Annotated in this window: 24 protein-coding genes; 13 read left to right on the top strand and 11 right to left on the bottom strand. The window is 41.8% G+C overall.

Translation table 11 applies throughout. From position 1 onward, the window contains the following. The first annotated feature begins 159 nt into the window (after nucleotides 1-159). The 5 genes from ACXAEA_RS05105 to ACXAEA_RS05085 all read left to right on the top strand — a co-directional run bounded on the left by ACXAEA_RS05105 (nucleotide 160) and on the right by ACXAEA_RS05085 (nucleotide 4796). Entirely contained in the window at nucleotides 160-1533 is a 1374-nt protein-coding gene (locus ACXAEA_RS05105) for a cbb3-type cytochrome c oxidase subunit I (protein ID WP_475094855.1), read from the top strand. Between the two features lie 15 nt (nucleotides 1534-1548). Next, nucleotides 1549-2070 (top strand): cbb3-type cytochrome c oxidase subunit II, encoded by a 522-nt coding sequence (locus tag ACXAEA_RS05100; RefSeq protein ID WP_475094854.1) that lies wholly within the window; start codon nucleotides 1549-1551, stop codon nucleotides 2068-2070. 101 nt (nucleotides 2071-2171) lie between these two features. Next, entirely contained in the window at nucleotides 2172-2552 is a 381-nt protein-coding gene (locus ACXAEA_RS05095) for a c-type cytochrome (RefSeq protein ID WP_475094853.1), read from the top strand. A gap of 16 nt (nucleotides 2553-2568) precedes the next feature. Continuing rightward, entirely contained in the window at nucleotides 2569-3180 is a 612-nt protein-coding gene (locus tag ACXAEA_RS05090; RefSeq protein WP_475094852.1) for a 4Fe-4S binding protein, read from the top strand. Between the two features lie 29 nt (nucleotides 3181-3209). Then, nucleotides 3210-4796, top strand: coding sequence for a YncE family protein (locus ACXAEA_RS05085; RefSeq protein ID WP_475094851.1), 1587 nt, complete (start codon nucleotides 3210-3212; stop codon nucleotides 4794-4796). A 23-nt stretch (nucleotides 4797-4819) separates the two neighbouring features. Here ACXAEA_RS05085 and ACXAEA_RS05080 read toward each other — a convergent pair whose 3' ends face one another. Beyond that, nucleotides 4820-5725 (bottom strand): LysR family transcriptional regulator, encoded by a 906-nt coding sequence (locus ACXAEA_RS05080; protein ID WP_475094850.1) that lies wholly within the window; start codon nucleotides 5723-5725, stop codon nucleotides 4820-4822. A gap of 43 nt (nucleotides 5726-5768) precedes the next feature. Between ACXAEA_RS05080 and ACXAEA_RS05075 the strand changes: the two genes are divergently transcribed. The 7 genes from ACXAEA_RS05075 (at nucleotide 5769) to ACXAEA_RS05045 (ending at nucleotide 10373) form a co-directional block, all read left to right on the top strand. After that, nucleotides 5769-5954 (top strand): hypothetical protein, encoded by a 186-nt coding sequence (locus ACXAEA_RS05075; RefSeq protein ID WP_475094849.1) that lies wholly within the window; start codon nucleotides 5769-5771, stop codon nucleotides 5952-5954. A 247-nt stretch (nucleotides 5955-6201) separates the two neighbouring features. Next, nucleotides 6202-6915 carry a cytochrome c biogenesis CcdA family protein gene (locus ACXAEA_RS05070; RefSeq protein WP_475094848.1) on the top strand — a complete coding sequence of 238 codons (714 nt, stop codon included), beginning with the start codon at nucleotides 6202-6204 and terminating at the stop codon, nucleotides 6913-6915. Between the two features lie 37 nt (nucleotides 6916-6952). Continuing rightward, the gene (locus ACXAEA_RS05065; RefSeq protein WP_475094847.1) at nucleotides 6953-7648 is read left to right on the top strand and encodes a response regulator transcription factor; all 696 of its coding nucleotides are present in this window, start codon (nucleotides 6953-6955) and stop codon (nucleotides 7646-7648) included. After that, entirely contained in the window at nucleotides 7635-8702 is a 1068-nt protein-coding gene (locus tag ACXAEA_RS05060; protein WP_475094846.1) for an ATP-binding protein, read from the top strand. The genes ACXAEA_RS05065 and ACXAEA_RS05060 overlap by 14 nt, the downstream gene beginning before the upstream one ends. A 68-nt stretch (nucleotides 8703-8770) precedes the next feature. Then, nucleotides 8771-9181 carry an OsmC family protein gene (locus tag ACXAEA_RS05055; protein WP_475094845.1) on the top strand — a complete coding sequence of 137 codons (411 nt, stop codon included), beginning with the start codon at nucleotides 8771-8773 and terminating at the stop codon, nucleotides 9179-9181. Continuing rightward, nucleotides 9178-9789 (top strand): hypothetical protein, encoded by a 612-nt coding sequence (locus ACXAEA_RS05050; RefSeq protein ID WP_475094844.1) that lies wholly within the window; start codon nucleotides 9178-9180, stop codon nucleotides 9787-9789. Before ACXAEA_RS05055 ends, ACXAEA_RS05050 begins: the two co-directional genes overlap by 4 nt. After that, nucleotides 9786-10373 carry a peroxiredoxin family protein gene (locus ACXAEA_RS05045; RefSeq protein WP_475094843.1) on the top strand — a complete coding sequence of 196 codons (588 nt, stop codon included), beginning with the start codon at nucleotides 9786-9788 and terminating at the stop codon, nucleotides 10371-10373. The genes ACXAEA_RS05050 and ACXAEA_RS05045 overlap by 4 nt, the downstream gene beginning before the upstream one ends. 657 nt (nucleotides 10374-11030) lie before the next feature. Here ACXAEA_RS05045 and ACXAEA_RS05040 read toward each other — a convergent pair. From ACXAEA_RS05040 to ACXAEA_RS05015, 6 genes are all read right to left on the bottom strand, one after another. Then, complete coding sequence (locus tag ACXAEA_RS05040; protein WP_475094842.1) at nucleotides 11031-12461, bottom strand: bifunctional metallophosphatase/5'-nucleotidase; 1431 nt, start codon at nucleotides 12459-12461, stop codon at nucleotides 11031-11033. Between the two features lie 106 nt (nucleotides 12462-12567). Further along, a complete protein-coding gene (locus ACXAEA_RS05035) occupies nucleotides 12568-13689 on the bottom strand; it encodes an MBL fold metallo-hydrolase (RefSeq protein ID WP_475094841.1) in 1122 nt (373 codons plus the stop codon). A gap of 24 nt (nucleotides 13690-13713) precedes the next feature. Then, nucleotides 13714-14103, bottom strand: coding sequence for a DsrE/DsrF/DrsH-like family protein (locus ACXAEA_RS05030; protein ID WP_125481555.1), 390 nt, complete (start codon nucleotides 14101-14103; stop codon nucleotides 13714-13716). A 15-nt stretch (nucleotides 14104-14118) separates the two neighbouring features. Next, the gene (locus ACXAEA_RS05025) at nucleotides 14119-14697 is read right to left on the bottom strand and encodes a sulfurtransferase TusA family protein (RefSeq protein ID WP_475094840.1); all 579 of its coding nucleotides are present in this window, start codon (nucleotides 14695-14697) and stop codon (nucleotides 14119-14121) included. 190 nt (nucleotides 14698-14887) lie between these two features. After that, nucleotides 14888-15901, bottom strand: a complete 1014-nt coding sequence (locus ACXAEA_RS05020; RefSeq protein ID WP_475094839.1) for a F510_1955 family glycosylhydrolase — start codon at nucleotides 15899-15901, stop codon at nucleotides 14888-14890. Continuing rightward, nucleotides 15898-16470 (bottom strand): TVP38/TMEM64 family protein, encoded by a 573-nt coding sequence (locus ACXAEA_RS05015; RefSeq protein ID WP_475094838.1) that lies wholly within the window; start codon nucleotides 16468-16470, stop codon nucleotides 15898-15900. Before ACXAEA_RS05015 ends, ACXAEA_RS05020 begins: the two co-directional genes overlap by 4 nt. Nucleotides 16471-16576: 106 nt before the next feature. Here ACXAEA_RS05015 and ACXAEA_RS05010 point away from each other — a divergent pair, with 106 nt between their 5' ends. Next, nucleotides 16577-16834 (top strand): hypothetical protein, encoded by a 258-nt coding sequence (locus ACXAEA_RS05010; RefSeq protein WP_475094837.1) that lies wholly within the window; start codon nucleotides 16577-16579, stop codon nucleotides 16832-16834. 166 nt (nucleotides 16835-17000) lie between these two features. On the opposite strand, the gene ACXAEA_RS05005 is transcribed toward ACXAEA_RS05010, so the two are convergent. From ACXAEA_RS05005 to ACXAEA_RS04990, 4 genes are all read right to left on the bottom strand, one after another. After that, nucleotides 17001-17291: a hypothetical protein gene (locus ACXAEA_RS05005; protein WP_475094836.1), complete on the bottom strand. Its 291-nt coding sequence runs from the start codon at nucleotides 17289-17291 to the stop codon at nucleotides 17001-17003. Nucleotides 17292-17313: 22 nt separating this feature from the next. After that, entirely contained in the window at nucleotides 17314-18204 is an 891-nt protein-coding gene (locus tag ACXAEA_RS05000; RefSeq protein ID WP_475094835.1) for a helix-turn-helix domain-containing protein, read from the bottom strand. Between the two features lie 265 nt (nucleotides 18205-18469). Beyond that, on the bottom strand, nucleotides 18470-19726 hold the full coding sequence (locus ACXAEA_RS04995) for a Ger(x)C family spore germination protein (RefSeq protein WP_475094834.1): 1257 nt from the start codon (nucleotides 19724-19726) through the stop codon (nucleotides 18470-18472). Beyond that, nucleotides 19701-20810 carry a GerAB/ArcD/ProY family transporter gene (locus ACXAEA_RS04990; RefSeq protein ID WP_475094833.1) on the bottom strand — a complete coding sequence of 370 codons (1110 nt, stop codon included), beginning with the start codon at nucleotides 20808-20810 and terminating at the stop codon, nucleotides 19701-19703. Before ACXAEA_RS04990 ends, ACXAEA_RS04995 begins: the two co-directional genes overlap by 26 nt. Nucleotide 20811: the final 1 nt, after the last annotated feature.

Genomic DNA, 20811 nt, shown 5'->3' with positions numbered 1-20811 from the left:
CTCGTTTTTTCCATTAGGACCGGATACATAAAACAATTGGATAACACTATAAAAAAGTTGAATAACTTAATTCATTTATCGGATGTATCATTTAACATAGCAGATTGTGAAGAATATGTGAAATATATGTGTTTATTTTATGAACAAGGGAGTGTCAAAATGTTTACAGACGAAAAGTGGAGTTCTTCTAAGAATTGGTTCATTGCCGCTGTATTTTGGATTATCATCGGCATGACTATGGGACTTCTAACTGCAACAAAACAAATCTGGCCTGAGTTATTAAACAATCGCTGGACAACTTATGGGCATGTTCGTTCTGCCCACGTAATGCTTGTCATCTATGCATGGTTATCGATGGCATATGTAGGATCCATGTTCTACATGATTCCCAAGCTTGCTAAAACGAAAGTATACAGTGAAAAGCTGGGGAATTTCGCACTAGTATTTTATAACGTAGTCATTTTAGAAGGTTTCTTCGCTTTGCTGTTCGGCCAAACCGAAGTAATCGAGTATGGTGAATTCCCTCTCTGGGTGGACGTACAGCTTCTTGTCGCTATTGGACTTGTCGCTTATAACTTATTCAAGACAGTCGGCCAGAGAACAGAAAAAATGCTTTATGTCAGCCTATGGTATTTCCTAGGTTCACTCCTATGGCTGCCGCTTACCTGGATTGTCGGAAACTTCCCGGCACAATGGATTCCAAGCGGTGTACAGCAAGGGTTGATGGGCTGGTTCCTTGGACATAACGCTATTGGTCTTTGGATGACTACGGTCGGTGTTGGACAGATTTACTACCTGCTTCCTAAATTGACTGGACGCCCATTATACAGCCACCAGCTTTCAATGATTGGCTTCTGGGCAATCGCAACATTCTATGTCTGGAATGGCCCTCACCACTTGATGAACGGCCCAATCCCAGGCTGGATTTCCAAAGCGGGTGTTATCCCATCCCTCGTTCTGCTGATACCAGTTTGGGCTGTACTTGCTAACTTCTGGGGAACAATGAAGGGATCCTGGGCACAGACACGCTCAAGTGTACCGCTTCGTTTCACAATGGCTGGTACAATTTTCTACCTGTTCGCGTGCCTTCAGGGACCTTTGCAAGCCCTTCCATCTGTAAGTTCAGTCATTAAGTTCACACACTGGACAGTCGGGCATGCACATATGGGACCATTCGGTGCGTTTTCTTTCACATCTTTCGCAGCCATTTATTACATTCTGCCTAAAATCGTTGGACGCGAAATGTTCAGCAAGAGAGCAATGGAAGCACACTTCTGGTTCTCTACTGTCGGGTTCTTAGTATTTGCATTCTCATTATGGATCGCCGGGGTTGTCCAAGGCTTCGCATGGATCGAAGGTGTTCCATTCCTGCAGACTGTCTTGATGATGGAACCTTATGTACAGGGACGCGCAATCGGCGGTACCATGATGTATGTTGCCCAGTTCTTCCTGGCTTGGAATATGTATAAAACGATTAAACTTGCAAAACTTGAGAAAAAACAGCAGGCACAGCAGCAAGCTGCTACTGCTTAATGAGGAGGGAACACGTTGGAACGTAAACCATCAGCCGTATTAATCGTTGCTTTAATCCTATGGACTTTCGGTGTTGCCGGAACCGTCATCCTTCCCCTCTTCGACCAGGAAATCAACTCTGCGACTGCGAGCGGCGAGCTTCGCAATTACCCAGAGGATTCTGCTGAAGCAAGAGGTAGAGAAGTCTATGTCCAAAACGGATGCCAGACTTGCCACACCCAATTCGTTAGAGCATTGCCTGCCGATACAAACCAGAATCTTGGCCCTGTATCACAAGGCGGCGACTACAAATATGATTTACCGCATCTATTAGGCTCTAACCGCACAGGCCCTGACCTGATGTGGGTTGGATTAAAGTACAACGAAGACTGGCAGCGCCAGCACTTGATTGACCCACAGTCAACAAGCCCGGGTTCAATCATGCCGTCCTTCGATTACTTATCCAATCAAGAGCTTGATGACCTTGTCGCTTATCTGATGAGCCTAAAGCCTACAGAAGAAAGACTGGAAGAGTACAAAAACGAAATTAACCAATAAAAAACAATGGACCATAACTAAGTCTTTTAAATCCATTTCCTTAAGTCCGTAGATTTAAGGAAATGGTTTTATCTATCCATGAACAAAGGCAGGTGGAAAACATGAAAAAAGATCATAAAGAAGCAGATATCGTTTCGGATATTAAGATTGAGCATAATAAAGTGCCAAAGCTTTTGGTTGCTGTATTTTATGTTGTAGCAATCTGGGCAATCGGCTACGCCATCTTCATGCCAGGTAAATTAGCAGTCGAGCCTGCTGCCGCTCCACAGGAAAACAAAGGTGAGCTCATTTTCGAGGGTACTTGCCTAAACTGCCATGCTACAGGCGCGGCACCTGATTTAAGCGGTATTACCGACAGAATGCCTGAGGAAGACATCAAGAATGTCATCAAAAAAGGACGCAACACGATGCCAGCGATCGGCCATCTATACACAGAAAAAGAAATCGACCTGGTATATGAATATTTGAAGGATTACAGATAAAGAAAGGGGGATCCTCGTGGCTAAAACTCTAGTTAGATGGGCTTTTTTCATCATTATTTTTACTCTTCCATTTTGGAATGGGTTCAGAATGGACATCGATAACGAAAAATTATTTTTATTCGGCTATCAATTAAGCTATGAAGCTGGCTATCTATTTTTCGTCTTCCTATTCTTGTTCCTGATGGCATTCCTTGCTCTGTCCATGATCATTTACAGAGCGTTTTGCCAATACGCTTGCCCTCATAACACTTTCAGCATGCTTCTCAATAAGATTGAGGCTAAGCTAGGTGATAAAGGCAAAGCAGTAACATTCTTGTTAGCGTTCTTAGTAAGCATCTTTATGGCTTACTCAACAGTTAGTTATTTTTATAACCCAATCACGATCTTGGAATCACTTGTGAATTTTAAAATGGATAAGTACTTCTTCCTTGTAACTTCCACAGCCGTTCTTTATACAGCTTTATCTTACAAGGCAAGAAACTCATTCTGTAAAGTATGCCCTTATGGACTTGCACAGGGTATTTCCCGTGTGGATGATAAAGCTAAATGGCTGACGCATCCTGGAGTCTGGATTACATGGGGTACAACAGCTGGCCTGGTGCTGATCTTACTTGTTGGCTGGTTTTAATTGAAAAATAAAGCGAGGTGAAACCATAAATGAAGAACATCTTAAAATTATCTGCATTCGCACTTCTATCAATATCCCTTACTGCCTGCTCGGAAGCCGCAGTAAAAGACGCTTCTCTTGATGATAAGAACGAGAAGGTTCTTTCTAAAATGCACGAGGACTATTCCCCTAACTGGTGGAAAGACCAGCCTAACGGAAACGCAGATACAAATAAGGACTGGAATGGCGAGGGCTGGATCCTTTCAGCTAACGAAGTTAGTAACGGGGTTGCCATTGCCGATATTAAAACCGGTAACCCTGTAAAATATATCCAAAGTGCTGGCACTCCCCACCATGTCCATTTAAATAAGGATCAAACGTGGGCTTTTGCAACACAGCGTTACGGAACAAGTGTCCTGGCCATCAATATGGAGACACTTGAATCACATGACATTGACTTTCCTGGATTCGATAAGCCTCCTGCGCCACAGCACATGACTTTTTCTCTTGACGGCAAATACGCATTCACTTCATTGAATGGTGTAGAGGCAGTCGGCATGATTGATGCAGAAACCGCAAAACTCGTGAAAGTGTTTAAAAATGTCGGTAAAAAGCCGAGGGATTTGAACGTCACTCCTGACGGCAAAAAATTGTTTGTCAGTCTGCAGGCTGAACCATATATCACAGTAATCGACATTGATACTGGAGAAATGAGGCACCTTGAACGGACAGAAACAGACTATGGTAAAGGAACAGGTTCTGGCCTGGATATGTCCAATGATGGAAAATATGTTGCAGTTGCCAATACTGCTGACGATGAAGTAGCAATTTATGATACTAAAACAGAAAAGCTTCTGAAAAAAATTGAAGATATTCCAAAGCCAGTTAACTTAAGCTTCATGGGTAATACACATGATTTGGTTACAGGCAACCGTAATGACGGTTCCATTTCGATCATCGACACGGAAAAACTCAGATTGATCAAGACAGTGAAAACTGGGGCCGGTACTAACATCGCATACCTTGGACCTGACGGCTACTGGTATACTTCCCAAAACGGAGCAGGCTACTTAACAGTCCTTGATCCGAAGGACAATTACAAAATTGTCAGGAAAATCTGGGGCGTACAGAACATTCACTGGCTGGCTTGGAGCCCTGATGGAAGCATGATGTTCGGCTCTAACTGGGGTGATAAGACACTCACAAAGATTGATTTGACGAAAAAGAAGGACTTCAGACAGACCATTCCTGTTGGATTGAATCCAAACGGAATCGCACTTAAAACGAATGTGCCAAAAGATCAGCTTCTTGCTTACCAAAAAGGCAATGAGGAAGAAGCTAACAGAATAAAGAAAGCCTCTACCCTGGTTTTCCCAGAGGCAAAAGATGTTAATGAAGAAGCTTTCCTCGGAACATGCCTTCAGTGCCATGATATCGGCCGAATCATGAAGAATTCAAGTAAAGGTCCCGAGCAATGGACATCCGTTGTAGACCGTATGGCAGGTAATGGCGCGAAAATGACCGATGAACAAAGACAGCAAATCATCGATTATCTTGCTTCAGACCAGCACAAGGCACTTAAGATCCAAACGGAACTTGAACTGGAAATTGCTGAACAAAATAAAAATAAAGAATAAAAATGGAAAAATCCTAATGCCTCTTAACAAGAAGATGCATTAGGATTTTCATCTAAGTCTGTTATGAACTCCCAGGCTCTCTCATGGAGATTGGATTTGAATTGCTTATCTTTTCTTAGCAGATAGAATGGGCGAAATCTGTCCCTGTCTTTGAATGAGCTGACAATCAGCTGCCTGGATTTAATCTCCGGACAGATGGCCAGCTTTGAAAATAGAGCGACACCCAATCCGTTTTTCACTCCCTCTTTTATCAGCGTATTGCTGTTATAGATGAGTACGGACTTGGGTTCAATATTCAACCCTTTCCACAAATCCAAAGTTGCCTGCCGCATGGCGCAGCCCGGTTCACGTACCAGCCAGGTCATTTCCTCCAGTCTGGAAGGATCCTGGATGCCCGGATCGATTCTAATCTGGGGAGAAACGCCAAGCACAAGCAAGTCATCATAGAATTCATGAGAAATAAAATCGTATCGTCCGGCTTGTCCCTCAACAAGAGCAAGGTCAATTTCAGAAGCATATAACAAATCAGTAATATGGATTGATGTCCCAATCGTGATTTGAATCTGGCTGCTTGTGATGTCCGGATTCAGTTTGATGAAATCCTGAACCATCTTTGAAATCAGGCATTCTCCAATCGTATTGCTGCAGCCAATTTTAATCGTTTGGCTGGAATCACCTTCGGCGAGAAGGTTTTCCAGCTTCTCATTTAATGCCAGAAGCTGCTGCCCATGTTCGTATAAGGTTTTCCCGGCGTCTGATAACTTGATTTTGCGATTGGCCCTGATGAACAATTGTTTGTTATAGTAAGTCTCTAATTGGCTGATTTGATGACTGACGGCAGGCTGGGACAGGTTCAGCATCTTTCCTGCCTGGGAGAAGCTCTCATATTTTGCCGCAGCTATGAAAGTCTTTAAATGTTCTAAGTTCAATATGATCGCACCCCTTAACGACTATAGAATTGGAGGGAAAAAAATGAAAAAATTAGATATCGTCGTAACCGTAATCGTATTATCTGTATTTATTTTCGGACTCATGTACTTTACAAAAGACGATTCCATCACTTACCGTGATGTTAAATTTGAAATCGCCTCTATGACGATTTTATCCGCGGTTTCCCTTTTCACGTATTTCGGCATCAAAAGAAATCTAAACCATTAACTCGGATTATACCACACAGGGTTTAAGAATGAGTTATTCAAGGAAAACCTGGGAATCCTCCCAGGTTTTCTTTTTTTATTGGGAACAGTATACTAACTTTCAAAGAGGAAGTGTTGTAGGATTGCCCCGTTCATTATACAATAAAGTTCACAAAATACCAATTGGGGTATAAAAATTTTGTTTTTCTCTTAATCCATTCTTAACATTCTCATTTCAATATAGAGTACAGAAAAGGAGTGATCAGGAATTGACTGAAATTGGATTATTTTTTGCTTTTACAGCCGGGATTTTATCATTTTTCTCCCCTTGTGTATTCCCCCTTCTTCCAGCTTACATAACGCATTTAACAGGGGGAAAAATTGAAGGATCTAAGGTTGCAGTTGACAAGGCGACCTTATTCACACGGTCATTTGGTTTCATCATTGGATTTAGTTTAATTTTCATCGTCATGGGCGCCTCTGCGTCTTTCCTTGGCCAGGTGTTCGCGAATTACAGGACAATCGTAATGCAGATTGCGGGCTTGCTGATCATTATTTTCGGCTTGCAAATGGCTGGATTATTGAACATTAAATTTTTGATGATGGAAAAAAAGGTCCATTCTGAAACAAAGTCCAAAGGAGTATTCAGTTCTGTATTCCTTGGGATGGCGTTCGCCAGCGGCTGGTCCCCTTGTGTAGGGCTTGCACTGTCCTCCATCCTGCTCTTGGCCAGTTCTTCAGATACTTTATATCAGGGGATGTATTTGCTGACTTCCTACTCATTGGGTATGGCGGTTCCATTCCTGGTGATATCGTTTGTCATCTCTTATTCTTTGAAAGCAATCAAAAAAATCAACAAATATTTGGCTAAACTTGCGTTCGTTAACGGCATGATCATGGTTGGCATGGGATTCCTTGTCCTGTCTGGCCAAATGCAGAAAATCAGCGCATGGCTGTCGGCATATAGTCTATTCAATTTTTAAGACTGATGCCCCCCCTGTATGAAGGAGTGAGATCGTTGTGGACAAAGAACTGATCGGCAAAAGCGTCTTAGTAGTTGAAGATGACCCTAAGATCCGGACGCTGGTAAAAATATATTTAACAAAAGAGGGCTACGAGGTTCTAGAGGCAGACAATGGAAACTTAGCACAGGAAATGATTGAAAAATATGATCCCTGCATCCTGATCCTCGACCTGATGCTCCCCGGCAAGAGCGGTGAGGAAATTTGCCGCTGGTTACGGAATGATCATAAAAGCATGATGCCTATTATCATGCTGACAGCAAAAGCTTCAGAGAAGAGCAGGATTGAGGGGTTTAAGCTAGGGGCAGATGATTATGTTGTTAAGCCCTTCAGCCCTGCTGAATTGATGGTCCGGATCGAAGCGGTATTAAGAAGGACGGCAAGCCGCTGCGGTAAGCTGACTTTTACCGGACTTACACTCAAGCCAGCCAAAGGCCATGCGCTGGTCGATGGAGAACCTCTGGACCTGACGAATTTCGAGTTCCGGCTCCTTCATATGTTCATGCAGCATCCTGGACAAATTCTTTCAAGGACTCAAATTCTTGATACCATTTATGAAAACAATGAAAAAGCAGTAACGGAAAGGACCATTGATGTCCATATCAAGAACCTCCGTGAAAAAATCAAGAAAAAAACGCCAAAGGATTATATTCAGACAGTGAGAGGAATGGGGTATAAATTTGCGGCGAATTAAAAAATGGACCAGCCTGTTGTTGTCAAAGCTTGTTGCCGTGAATAGCGTCGTCATCCTGCTGGTCATCATGCTTGCCGGAATTTCCGTGAAAGACTATGCCTGCTTTCTTGTGAACCAGGAACAAGTAACAGGTCCACAGCTGGTTGATACACTGAACTCCTTCCTTATCAAGGTAAGCATCATTGCATTTATTGTTGCCGGCCTTCTGCATTATTTTTCTGTAAGACGGATTGTGAAGCCTGTTAAAACGATGGCTGAAGCAGCCCAACAGATAAAGGAAGGACAAATCCCCACACAAATCGATGTCCCCTCTACCGGTGAACTGGGGGAACTCGTATCGAACTTTAATGCCATGGCAGAAACTCTTTCAGTCGTCCAGACAAGACGGGAAGAAATGCTGAGGGATATCGCCCACGAATTGAGAACCCCGCTGACAAATATCAACGGTTACCTCGAAGCGCTGCACAACGGGGTATTGACGGGTGACCGGGAACTTTTCGGCTCCCTGCTGGAAGAGTCCAGGAGAATTACAAGGATTGTCGATTTGATCGCTGAACTTGATGCATGGAATAAAGAAGTTTATTTTCTGGAAAAAAAGTTTGAAGCGGCCGATATCAAGCAGATCATGGCTGAGTCGCTTGCTGCTTTCCAGCTTAAGCTTTCAAGCAAGTTTATTGCATTTAGCCAAGAAATTGAAACAACAACAGTCTTTGGACACAAAGACGGCCTCAAGCAAGTCATTTCTAACCTGCTGCAAAATATCATAGATTATGACACCGGAGGAAAGCTTTCAATTGTTGCACAATCCGAAGGCAGTGAATATAAGATCATCTTTGCCCACACAGGAAGATATATTGACCCAGAAAAAAAGGACCTTATTTTTGAACGGTTCTACAGGGTTGAAGAATCCAGAAGCACAAAATCAGATGGTGCAGGACTTGGCCTTGCCATCGCAAGAAGCATCGTCGACGCCCATAATGGAGAAATCGGACTTGAAACAGATGGGCATCATCATTCATTTTGGATAAGGTTCCCAATTCATGGCGCTTCTTAATCATTCCTTAACAATACGATCTCATAATGGATTTAATGTTTTCGTATTTAGATAAAGGAGCGATTGTGATGGAATTTACGTACTATAATGATAAAATAATTGGACAGATGGAATATGGATTCCTGCCAATATCTCCGAATACTGAATTGGGTTACCGTCCTTTGGAGTTGTTCATCTCATCATTGACCGGCTGCAGTACGTCAATGCTCGCAAATATTCTTACAAAGAAAAGAATAGACTACAAAAGAATTGATGTGAACGTATCGGCAGTAAGGAATCCAAACGAGGCGAATCGGATCGAAAAGCTGACGTTTGCTGTCAGCATTCAATCAGAAGAACAAGAAAAGAGTCAAACTAAGAAGCTTGCCAGTCTTGTGTTGAAAAATTGCGGCATAATCCAATCGGTGATCGGAAGCATAGATATCTATTATCAGATTGAATTCACGCCAGACCAGCCAAAAAAAGGTGATGTTGCTTGAATTATATAACATTCGGCAGATTCACGCTGCCAGCGGACTTGCTCGCAGCATTTGCCGCAATCTTTATCGGAGCTTTGATCTACAGGACAAAGGAAAAAAAGAGCATCGGCGACTGGTATTGGAACAGTTTTTTCCTGTACATAGCGATCTATAAGCTAAGCTATGCAGTCTTTAATTTTAAGATGTTTCTTGACGCCCCCTTCTCCCTCCTTTATTTCAATGGCGGAACCGAAGGGCAGATTCTTGCTTTTGCAGGAATCGCACTCTACCTTTATTTAATAAAAAGGAAAAAGGATAATAGCGTCAATCCAACGGAAGTTTTATCTGTTTATTTTATTTTCTTCCTGCTGTATTGGACTGCTTTATTCACATTTTCAATGGATATCTTCTCAGCTGGGCTCCAGGCTGTACTATTAATCGGCTTCCTGCTGTTCTATATGCGTAATATTTTGCTTACGATGCAATTTGCCGTATTATTTTTAATGATTGAAGCCCTTATATTGAGCCTGTTTTCCGATATATTTTCGGTGGAGAACCTGCTGATCTTTGCACTCGGGATTTACTTGATTGCCTTTCAACGTTTAAATAAGGAGGAAGTACAGCATTGAATAAAAATCTTTTATCTTTTGCAATCTTAGCTCTGGCTGTCGTCATTTTAGTGGTGAATATCTGGAAACCGACAAGCACTGAAAGCGAAAAGAAAACGGAAAACCAAACTGAGGAAGCCACAGAAACAACAGAGGATATTCCCGGCGCAAAGCTATCGTCCTTGCGAGAAGGCGCTGAAGCACCTGACTTCGAATTAAACACGCTTGACGGAAAAACTATCAAGCTGTCAGATTACCGCGGCAAAAAAGTCATCCTGAACTTCTGGGCTACATGGTGCCCGCCGTGTAAAGCAGAAATGCCGCATATGCAAAATTTCTATGAAGAATACAACGACCAGGGAGTTGAAATCCTCGCTGTCAACCTGACCAATATGGACAAAGGCGTGGAAGAAGTCCAAAAATTCGTTGATGAATATGGTTTAACCTTTACGATTCCTCTGGATGAAGAGGGAGACGCAGGAACAACCTATCAGGCATTCACAATCCCAACCAGTTACATCCTTGATGAGAAAGGTGTAATTACCAAGAAAATCGTCGGCCCAATGGACGAGAAAATGATGAAAGACCTGACAGGGGTTAAATAGGAAAAAGTCGCGGACATATTTGATGATCCGCGACTTTTTTGTTTTTTCTTATGCAATGTTATAGGTTGTGAACGGTACTCAAATGGACACTTAGAGTTTGTTCTATAACTAAATGTCCATTACATCGGCTTTCTTGGACATTTTGACCTCGTTGCTGGCTTGAAATGTCCATTAACCACCTTTCTTGGACATTTTGAACCCGTTGCTGGCTTGAAATGTCCATTAAACCACCTTTCTTGGACATTTCCACCTCGTTTTTTGTTTGAAATGTCCATTAAATCACCTATCTTGGACATTTTGAACACGTTGCTGGCTTGAAATGTCTATTAAATCACCTTTCTTGGACATTTCCACCTTGGTTCTTGCTTGAAATGTCCATTAAACCACCTATATTGGACATTTCCACCTTGTTTTTTGTTTGAAATGTCCATTAAACCACCTGTATTGGACATTTCCATCTCAGTCCTTGCTTGAAATGTCCATTAAATCAACCTTCTTGGATATTTCCACCTTGTTTTTTGTTTGAAATGTCCATTAAATCACCTTTCTTGGACATTTCCACCTTGTTTTTTGTTTGAAATGTCCATTAAATCACCTTTCTTGGACATTTCCACTTCGTTTCTTGCTTGAAATGTCCATTAGCACCTCTACCCTTGGTTAAATACTGAGTATCTTTTGCTCGTCATCTGCCTTAAATGCCCCTTTATCTTTTAAACATTGCTTAATGACATCTACAGCATACACACCATGATAGGTTTTATCAGCTTCGACTCCTTTGAACAGCTGTTTGCCGCCGCCTGCCATTTTATATTTCTTTTTCAAATCGATTTCCTCCCCGCTAATAAGCAGCTTCTGTATCCGATTTCCTTCTGGATTGTAAGGCTTGAAGGCCATGAACAATCCTGATGATCTTAGAATGTAACCACCTTTTTGCTTGAAGGGATCTCTTGAAAAAACCATCTCCAGGTTTTTCTCCAATGCTTTTAGAAGGCGTTCACCACTCATTTCCACTGTGAAAATTTCAGGGTTTGTCGGAATGATGGTATGCAGATCGTATTCTGTGATATCTCCAGCAGGAATGGGTGTGCCGTACCGCCAGCCGTGTGAAAATGCCAGATCGCATTCGAAAGCATGTAAATATGCATCAGTAATTAATTGGTCCATTGGTGATTCATTCAAGGTCATTCGATGTAAAATTGAATCTGTACTGCCGACAACATTTTTCCTTTCCAGTTCATATTGTTTTAAAATATCATCGATCATCGAGGACATCTCCTCATCTTCAGGGAAGCTCTCGTCAATCGCTACCAATTCGTACTTAAAATCAGCCATTTTTCCGCCATCCACCGTCACTTCCAGTTTTCCTAAGAATGAAGAGCTGGATCCTGCCTGAACAACCAATGCTCCATTTACAGTAATCGGCTTTTCGATTCTGTCATGACTATGCCCTGATAAAATGATATCAATGCCATCAACCAGTGTCGCGAGCTCTACATCGAGAGGCAAACCCATATGGCTTAACAAGAGGATGATATCGACCTTTCCCCTTAACTCATTTACACTATCCCGGGTCTCTTCTATCCCCTTCGAAAAAGATAGTCCTTGAGAGAAGCTGTCTGGCATTGTCTCATCTACATAAGGATAGGTCAGGCCAATAATTCCCACTTTAATTCCCTGAAACTCTTTTACGATATACGCTTTTAAAAAGGGTTCATTCGTTTCCTTCTCTTTCACATTACTTGCGATAGTGGGAAATGGCAGCTCTTTAGCCAGCGAAGCCAGCTGCTCCTTTCCATAAGCAAAATCCCAGTTTCCTGGAACCCATCCATCTAACGGCATTTTCTGCAAGACAGGCAAGATCGCCTCGCCTTTTGATTTAACAAGAGGCAATGTCCCGTGGAATAAATCCCCTCCATCAAGAAATAAAACATTCTCATCATGGGATTTTAAATCTTTAATGAACTTAGCAATCCGCGGGAACCCTCCTGTTTTTCTCAGTTCTGAAGTTTTTCCATTCCAAAATAATTCCCAATGGAGGTCAAGACTTCCATGTGTATCGTTTTGCTGGATAATGGTTAATTTTCGCATCGTTTCTCCTCCAAATCTTTAAAGCTGCTTACATAAGCCTCCTCAACTGCTTATGGAGACAGCCTTTATAGTTAAAAGGAGTACCTTTGAAGGTACTCCTTTTGTTTTATCTGACCGCGCATCGGTTAGGTCCGATTTCCATTTCCCGTTGTTCTTCGGTATCCGGGTTGATTTTACCCATATTCGTCTGCCTTATTTCCTGATAGGAGTTTGGCTGTGGCGGGAGATTCTCGGTCACCGTTTTGCGGAAGGTCTCTTCGCTGTCAATTTGCAAACCATGGTTCTCGGCATATAGAACGCCGAGTTTTTCTGATATGCTTCCGTCATCATTCATTTCATTGATGCCCATATAATGAGCCGGGAGTACGATCAATTCGTCTGCAAGCTCTTTATAACGCTTGTACAGAGTATCTCTCAAGTCTCCTACCCAGTCCTGTGCCAATCCGGCAAGGTCCGGCCGGCCGATTGAGTCGATGAAGAGAATGTCGCCGGTCAATAAATATTGGTCATCCACGATGAAAGATGTGCTTCCGATTGTGTGCCCCGGTGAGTACAGAGCATGGATCACTGTGCTGCCAACCTTGATTTCATCGCCATCCTGAAGCGGTTCATAATGGAAGGTTACTTCCTCTGCGTCTTTTGGAGGGAGATAATATTTTGCTCCCGCTTTGTCTGCAAGCTTCTTTCCTCCTGAAATATGGTCTGCATGAAGATGGGTATCAAGCAGAGCAACAAGCTTGAAATTCTTTCCTGACATGAACTCTTCGTAGTGCTCAATCATCCTGTTCGTGTCAATAATGGCTGCCTCGCCATTAGATTCAACAAGGTATGACAGACAGCCTTTGCCGATACGGACAAACTGGTAGATCGAGCCGCCGCCTTTAAGGTCGCCTATTTTAACAGGCTCCAGGTGTTCACTCCAGGCTTTCATACCGCCTTCAATGGAGTAGACATCCGTATATCCGGCTTCTTCAATCTGATCCGCTACGAATTCGGACGATCCGCCTTTTGCACAGACCACATATATGTCCTTATCCTTTGGCAGGACGTTCATGACGGGGTCAATACCTTCCAGGAGATCAAAATAAGGGGTGTTATGGACTTTTACATTACGTCCTTCAATTTTCCAGTCATCAAAGTCATCGGTATTTCTTGCGTCCAGGATGAATACATCTTCATGATTGATTACTTTCCTGGCCAGATCCTTAACTGAGATTGTCTTTGCCATCTTGTCCCTCCTGTTCCTAGATTTTTAGAACGTCAGCGTAATATCTGCGTCACTTGCAAAATGCAGGAAGGAAGCAGCTCCGCCGACATCGATTCCATCAACAAAATGTTCCTTCTGCAGAGTCATGACATCCATTGTCATTTGGCAGGCAATCATTTTAACGCCCATTTCCTGTGCCATTTCTACAAGCTGATCAACTGGTGGAACATTCTCTCTTTTAAAGCCTTCCTGGAAATGTTCTGTTCCTGCAGGCATTGGAAGCTGCTTATGCATTTCTTTATGGATTAAATTCAAGCCTTCAAATGTGAAAAAGATTCCTACTTCCGCATCTGTTGCTGCTGCCGCTGTCGCAATATTGAATACTTTATATGCATCGAACATGCCGCCATTAGCGGCGATGATAGCTACCTTCATAATTTCAGTTCCTCCTTATTGATCAACTGATGTTTCTGTAGGGCCTGTCCAGTCCTTCATTCCAGAAACCACATTAATTGTTTTCTTAAAGCCTTTTTCAGCAAGTTTTTTTGCTGCCAGATCACTTCTTGAACCTGATCGGCAAATCACATAGACATCCTCTTCCGGATTCAGTTCATTGAACCGCTGCTCCAGTTCTCCAAGCGGGATGGATTTCGCGTTCGGAATGTGGCCGAAAGCATATTCTGCCGATTCACGGACATCCAGAACCGTAATTTTTTCATCGCCTCCCAGCTTTTCCAGTACCTCTTCTAGAGTTGCTATGTGCGGATGAGGTGAATCATTTGTTAATTCTTCCTCGCTCGCTTTACGGAGATAATGTTTCAAAACGTCTCCATCAGTGATCGTTCCAAGATATTGGTTGCCTGTACTTTGAGCCCATGCTTTCAAATCAGCCGTCGAGCCTTTGTCAGTAGCCTGAACTTCAATAACCTGGCCAGGCTCCAGTTCATTCATCATCTTCTTCGTTCTGACAATCGGCATTGGGCACGCAAGCCCTTTTGCGTCCAGTACTTTATCCGCAGAAATTGACATAGTCATCCCCTCCTATTCAATAGTATTTATGGACCAGAGGAATCCATACTGAAAAAAATTCCCTATACCTATACCTCATACGGTAAAAAATATGCCTCTTTTTTTATAAAAATAAAAACAGCAGCCATTTTTTGACTGCTGTTATCTTAGTTATTTTTTTGAATAATATGATTTAAACTTCCTCAATAAGTTATTGAATTTTCCCGTTCACTAGCAGCTGCTTCCATGTCTGGCCGCCGTCTTCTGACTCATACAAATCATTCAGGATCGTGATGAACGCTATCCGACCTTCCTGCTTTGGATCGGCAGCTAGATAGGTAATCGGATTATCATATTTAAGAAATGGGATAGGAAGCTCCTCTGCTTGCTCAAAATTCTCTGCATTTAATTTGAGCAGCTTGATTTTTTCATGGACGACTGGTGTGATATATAGCGATTCCTTTGAGAAGGCAGCAGCGGTAACCATTTCATAATTCCCTGTCTTTTTCATTGTTTTGCCATAATCAACTGTAAAGAATGCGCCTTCCCTTGTTGCCATAGCAAACGTGCCGCCTTTTTCAGGATGTGAAGCAATCATCCCTAGACTGTTCGACTCCAATCCATTGAGTTCTACTGGTTTCCATGTCTTAGCTGCGTCTTTTGAGACATATACCCCTCTTTCCAGCTTGGAATTAGGCTCTTCATTAATTAAGTATAAGACTTTGTCCTGAAAGCTGGCGGAAAGGAAATGAAAATCGCTTTCACCATAAAACGCAATCTTTTGCAGGCTCTGGCCTTTATCTGTACTTTTAATAAGTCCCAACGGATTCTTCAAAGGCGAACCTTTTTCTGGATGGCCGCTTGCGTAATATCCGTCTTTAGTAGCCTGAAAACCCATGTAATCATGGTTTTCACCAGAGGTTTCAAGCCATGCACCTGCTTTATGAATTTTAATGCCGTGATGGGAGGCTACATATAGTCCTTCATCATTCCCTGGATAGCCGATCCCGTGGATATGGTCGATTGTTTGCGGTGCAGCTTTTACAATAAAATCAGTTCCTGTCTGCTCTGTGTTTTCGGTATCTTTCTCATTTTCCTGGTCATCAATCTGTGTATTTCCTTCAGAAGGCTTTGCCTTTTCGTTTTCATCTTCGCCAGAACAGCCAGAAAGCGCCAATCCTGTTGCCGTAAGTGCAACTAGCAGCCATTTTTTAGAGTTTTTCATGACTTATATCCTCCGTTTTTTTGCTTTGTTGTCCAATAATAGTAGCAAACACCAGCCATGACTGCAAAAAACGCTGTCGCAATCTGGTATTCTGTTTTCCAGCCAAGTACAGTCTGAACCGAATAAGCTTCAATCAAAAGCGCTGGTATTTTCCCAATCGTACTTGATACCAAAAAGGTCCCAGCTCCCATCTTGCTGTATGAAGCAGCAAGTGTAACAAGGCCAGAAGGAGCAAATGGGAAAATCCTCAACAGAATGACAAGAAGAAATGCTTCCAGACCTTCCGTTTCCTTCAAGCGTTCGAGCCATTTGATATTTTTCTGCAATTTGACTTTATCATTCAGCTTTTTTAATCCTTTTCGATATAAGAAAAAACTGATTATCGCACCAAGTGCCTCGCCAATAATCGAAAGAGCAAGCCCGACTGCAAATCCAAAATAGACGATATTCGCTGCAGTTACAAAGGTACTGGGGATCAGGCCGGCAATAGCGATAAATATACTAACTGTAAGGCTGATCAGGATAGCTAGCCAAATTGGCTGGCCCGCCAGCGTGTCCACTAAAGCCATATAAAATCCTCCATCAAGTAATATTCATTACTTTGTCACTGCTTCTGCTAAGTTTTTGCATACTGCTCCGATAAGATTTGGGTATAAACGAAAGGAGCTGTTAATCTTGAAAATAATATCGATCACACTGTTCAGTGCAGCAATGATTATCGGTGCAAGCTCTGCAGCTTTTGCAGAAGACGAAAACGAGGGCAACGCTGCCTTTAACTTTGGCCAAATGAAGCCAATCATGGAAAAGATGCATCCAGACCTTTCTAATGAAGAGTTAAAGCAAATGTACAACCAATGCCATGGAACCACTGGCGCTATGCCCAGCAATAATTTTCAAATGCACCAAACCGGACACATGGACAGCATGAATTAATTCCTTCAAAGTGAAAGGCAAGCAAAAAGGTTCTGGAGAAATCCAGAGCCTTTTTCCGTGTGACACTTTTCAATTATAATGTAAAACTTTGCAGAAAATATCAAACGGAAATTTTAAATCAAAATAAAAACAGCCTGACCCTATATTTAGGTTCCGGCTGCAGTATTTATGCCAATTGATCATTGATGCTATGCTGTGAGGGAAGGTCCGCTAACTGTGTTCCGCCTTCTGAATGCTGAGATGGTAAATCAGCAGAAATTATACTTTCTTGAGAATGCTGGGATGGTAAATCAGCAGTAATTATACTTTCTTGAGAATGCTGGGATGGTAAATCAGCAGTAATTATACTTTCTTGAGAATGCTGGGATGGCAAGTCTGCAAGGTCCATTTCCAGTGTAAGGCCGACTGCAACTGAAAGTCCCGTCACTAAAGCTGCCACGAATAGAATTTTTTTCATTTCAATCCTCCTCGAACAACAATCATTTCGATTCGTTTAATAACTTTTCCATTTCAGTCACAACTAAACTAGCAAACTTTTCATTTTGCTGAAGTTTAAAAACAGTAACCGCTTTCTCCAAATAATCTTTACCTTCATCTAATTTACCCAATTTAATAAAATTCATGCCTGTTTGATAATGAAGTTCTCCAAATAAATACATATTTTCTTCATAAATGCAGTTATCGATGCCTTTGCTGCAATAAATCAGTGATTCTTCATATCTCTCAAGCTTGGATAATGCTTGTGCCAATCCATAAAGGATCTTCAGCCAAATGCTTGAATCCTTTACTTGGGGAAGATTTGCAAGATGATTCAGGGCATCCAGGAAAACATTGACTGCCTTGTCCAAATTGCCACTATCCTTTTCTATGATTGCCACACTAGTCAGTATCTCAATTTCGCGTTCCTTGAGGTCTGCTTGATCAGGATTCGTCATAGATAATGCCTCATACATAAGGGCAACAGACTTCGCTTTATTTCCTTCGAGATAGTAAGTGCATATTCCCTCATGCCAGATCAGGAATTGCCTGAAGGATGTATGTTTAAACAATGGGTTATCCTGTTCTTTCTGGATGATTTCATGGATTGCTTCATAATCCCGATCTCGTTTATATTTCTTGATTAATTCCGTCACAGCGATTGCATAATTATATGTATCGGTCGTAGCAATATCGAAAAAGTGATTAAGTTCGACATTCAGCTTCTCCGCCATTTTGTATAGTTGGTCAATTGTTGGATAGCTCTCTTCTCGCTCAAATTGAATCATATCCTCTTCAGAACAAATGCCATCGGCTAATTCTGTCACAGTCAACCCGTTATAGGTTCTAGTAGACTTTAGAATATCACCGAAGCTATATCCAACCAGGCTCATACCTACACCCCATTCAATATATATTATTTTTATATTATCACAATGTTATAAACTTTTAAAAATTCAAACAAAATTAGGATTGAAAAATTTATTTCCCAATTTCACTTATCTTAAAAAGGTAAAATAGGGCAGGACCAGACTTGTGACCGAAAGCAAGATCACCACAATGGATCCAGGTATATTTTTTTGCTTCCAAAGGGTCACGCCAAAAACAATGGAATAAATGCTTACAAGCGTGACACCTCCCCAGATAAAAAACACCACCTTAATCCCTCACCTCTTCAAGCTTAGGAAATTTAGTCTGCCGGCCAAATTCTCCAAATCGAATATCGACGTTCACATTAATTTCGGCATCAGGATAGGATTTCATCCAATCAAATTCCCTGAATTCCTTTAGTGTCTTAAATTCCTTCCTGATCGGGATCGATAAATGGAAGGTGTCGCCTTTGAATTCTTCCTGGGTATAAGTGATATACTTCGTCAAATTCTCTTCGATTTTTGTTTTCAAGGACTCCTTTAATCGCTTTACTTTCTCTTTATCCTTTGCATAGTTGATCATGCTAGGATCACTTAATAACTCAATGAACAAAGGAACAGTGATATCAATTACCGGCCTTCCTGCAATTTGCCGGAAACGGAATTGATTATTCCTTATTTTAGAAATTCTTGTTGAAATTCGATATCTCTTATCAAAAGGGTCTTGGAATGTCGTTTTAAAATCCTCCACGTCCCACGTTTCATCCAGCAGGCTTGAGATCCGGGTTTCTTCACCGGTTATCTTGCCAATCATCTTTCCTTCTTTGAAAACGGCCGATCCGATGAACTGTGCATCATTTGTTTCTCCTTCAATCTGGATTCCCCCTGCTAAAAAATCATCGTCAGACATGGTCCGGCGGCGACCTGGATCTATTTCGGTGGTTGCAAAAATGCCCAAAAATAAATCCGAATCACTTTCCGCAATCCTGAAAAAACCGTTCAGATCTGTTTGAGGAATCATCGCAGTTTCCTGGCCTCTCTCAATCATTAATTCAAAATATTTATGGGGACGGGTTTCAAGCTTTGGATTATTATTACTAATAAATTTTTTTGCGTCTTCTTTTGTAACAATCAATTCAGTGCTTCTTTTAATTTCTCTGTCTTTTGCGGCGCTATAGATCCATCTGATAAAATCAGACTTTCTTGCCAGTTCTTCCGAGACAATGATAACCCTGAGCAGATCATATGATATCTCTTTCGATACAACAGTATTAGCCGTGTTTCTTGATGAAATAAAATCGTCAGCAACCAGAGTAATAATTTCTTCAGGAGGTTCATTTGTGCCGCCGCCAGATTGCTGGGAACCAACCTCAGGATTCGCGATTAAATAGGTGACCTGGACTTTTCCTTCTATTTCATGCTCATCAAGCCCTATGCCAATTACATATGCTTTCTGGTCCAATTCCTTCTGGTCCCAGCAGCCTGTTAAAGAGAGGATCATCCCTATCATTATTGAGATTTTAGCTAAATTCTTGTATTTTCCCATTTTTAAAATCTCCCCGTATCTTGGCAATCAGCCACATTAGCGGCGGCAGGAACATAAAGGCCGGGCTGAGCAACAGCAAAATTTTTTGCCTCATCGCATACAGGACGATGGAAGGACTGTCTGGCAACAAGCCAATTATGATGACAATCGTCGTAATTAAAGGTATCAGGTATTCGAACTCCTTAATCCTAAGGATGCCTCCTAACAGGGTAGCACTGATATAAAGATAAAAAGAAAATCTGATGAACGTAGCGACAAGCCAAAATGGAAAAAACAAGGTTTCCACATTTGCCAGAAAGCCTATCTGGATATAGCGGATCGTTTCATGAAATGGATAACTAAGCATCTCTGCAGTGGTATAATCGAAAAGCATCACAAATGTCACCATCGCAAGGCTGATCTCCACGACCACAACTAAAAGCGCTAAGATTGTTCCTTTCTTATACTCCTTGAACGATGCCACTAATGGAGCCATTAACCCAATAAAGAGAAAATCAGAAAAAATAGATACGTTTTTAGCAGAGGCCTTTATGATCTCCATTTTCCCTTCGCCCCATATAGGAAAGATGAAATCTAGATGGCCCTCTTTAAAACTAAATATTAACGCAACTAACAAGGTAAGCTTCAGATACGGCAATAAGACCCATGATACGGATCCGATTTGCTCGATTCCCCGTTTGGCACCATAGGCACAGACCCCCATCAAAAGGATATAAATAATGGTGATCGGAGTTTTGGTAAAATACATTGTCCCGATGATATCGACATAAACTCCTGAATCTACAGTCAGCGCGGCTGTGCCGATCAGCAATATTCCGATAGAAATGATGTTTCCAAAGAGCTTCCCAAAAAGATGGGTGATCACCTCATGTAAATTTTTTTCTTGATGGGCCGAAAAAACTTTGATTAACAGGATGACCGGAATAAAAGCCATAGCTCCCATCAAAAGCGTAGCGATCCAACCAGCGTTTCTTGCATCCTCGTAAATGATGGATGGAGTATCGTCACTGAGCTTTGTGCCAATCGTTAAAGTGATAATGGCAACATATTCTTTTATCCCGATTTTCCCCTTGTTTTGGTCCATC

It is taken from the genome of Mesobacillus sp. ABV4_180 (assembly GCF_056158485.1).
The sequence above is the reverse complement of the archived record's forward strand: the minus strand, read 5'-3'. Positions and strand labels throughout refer to the sequence as shown.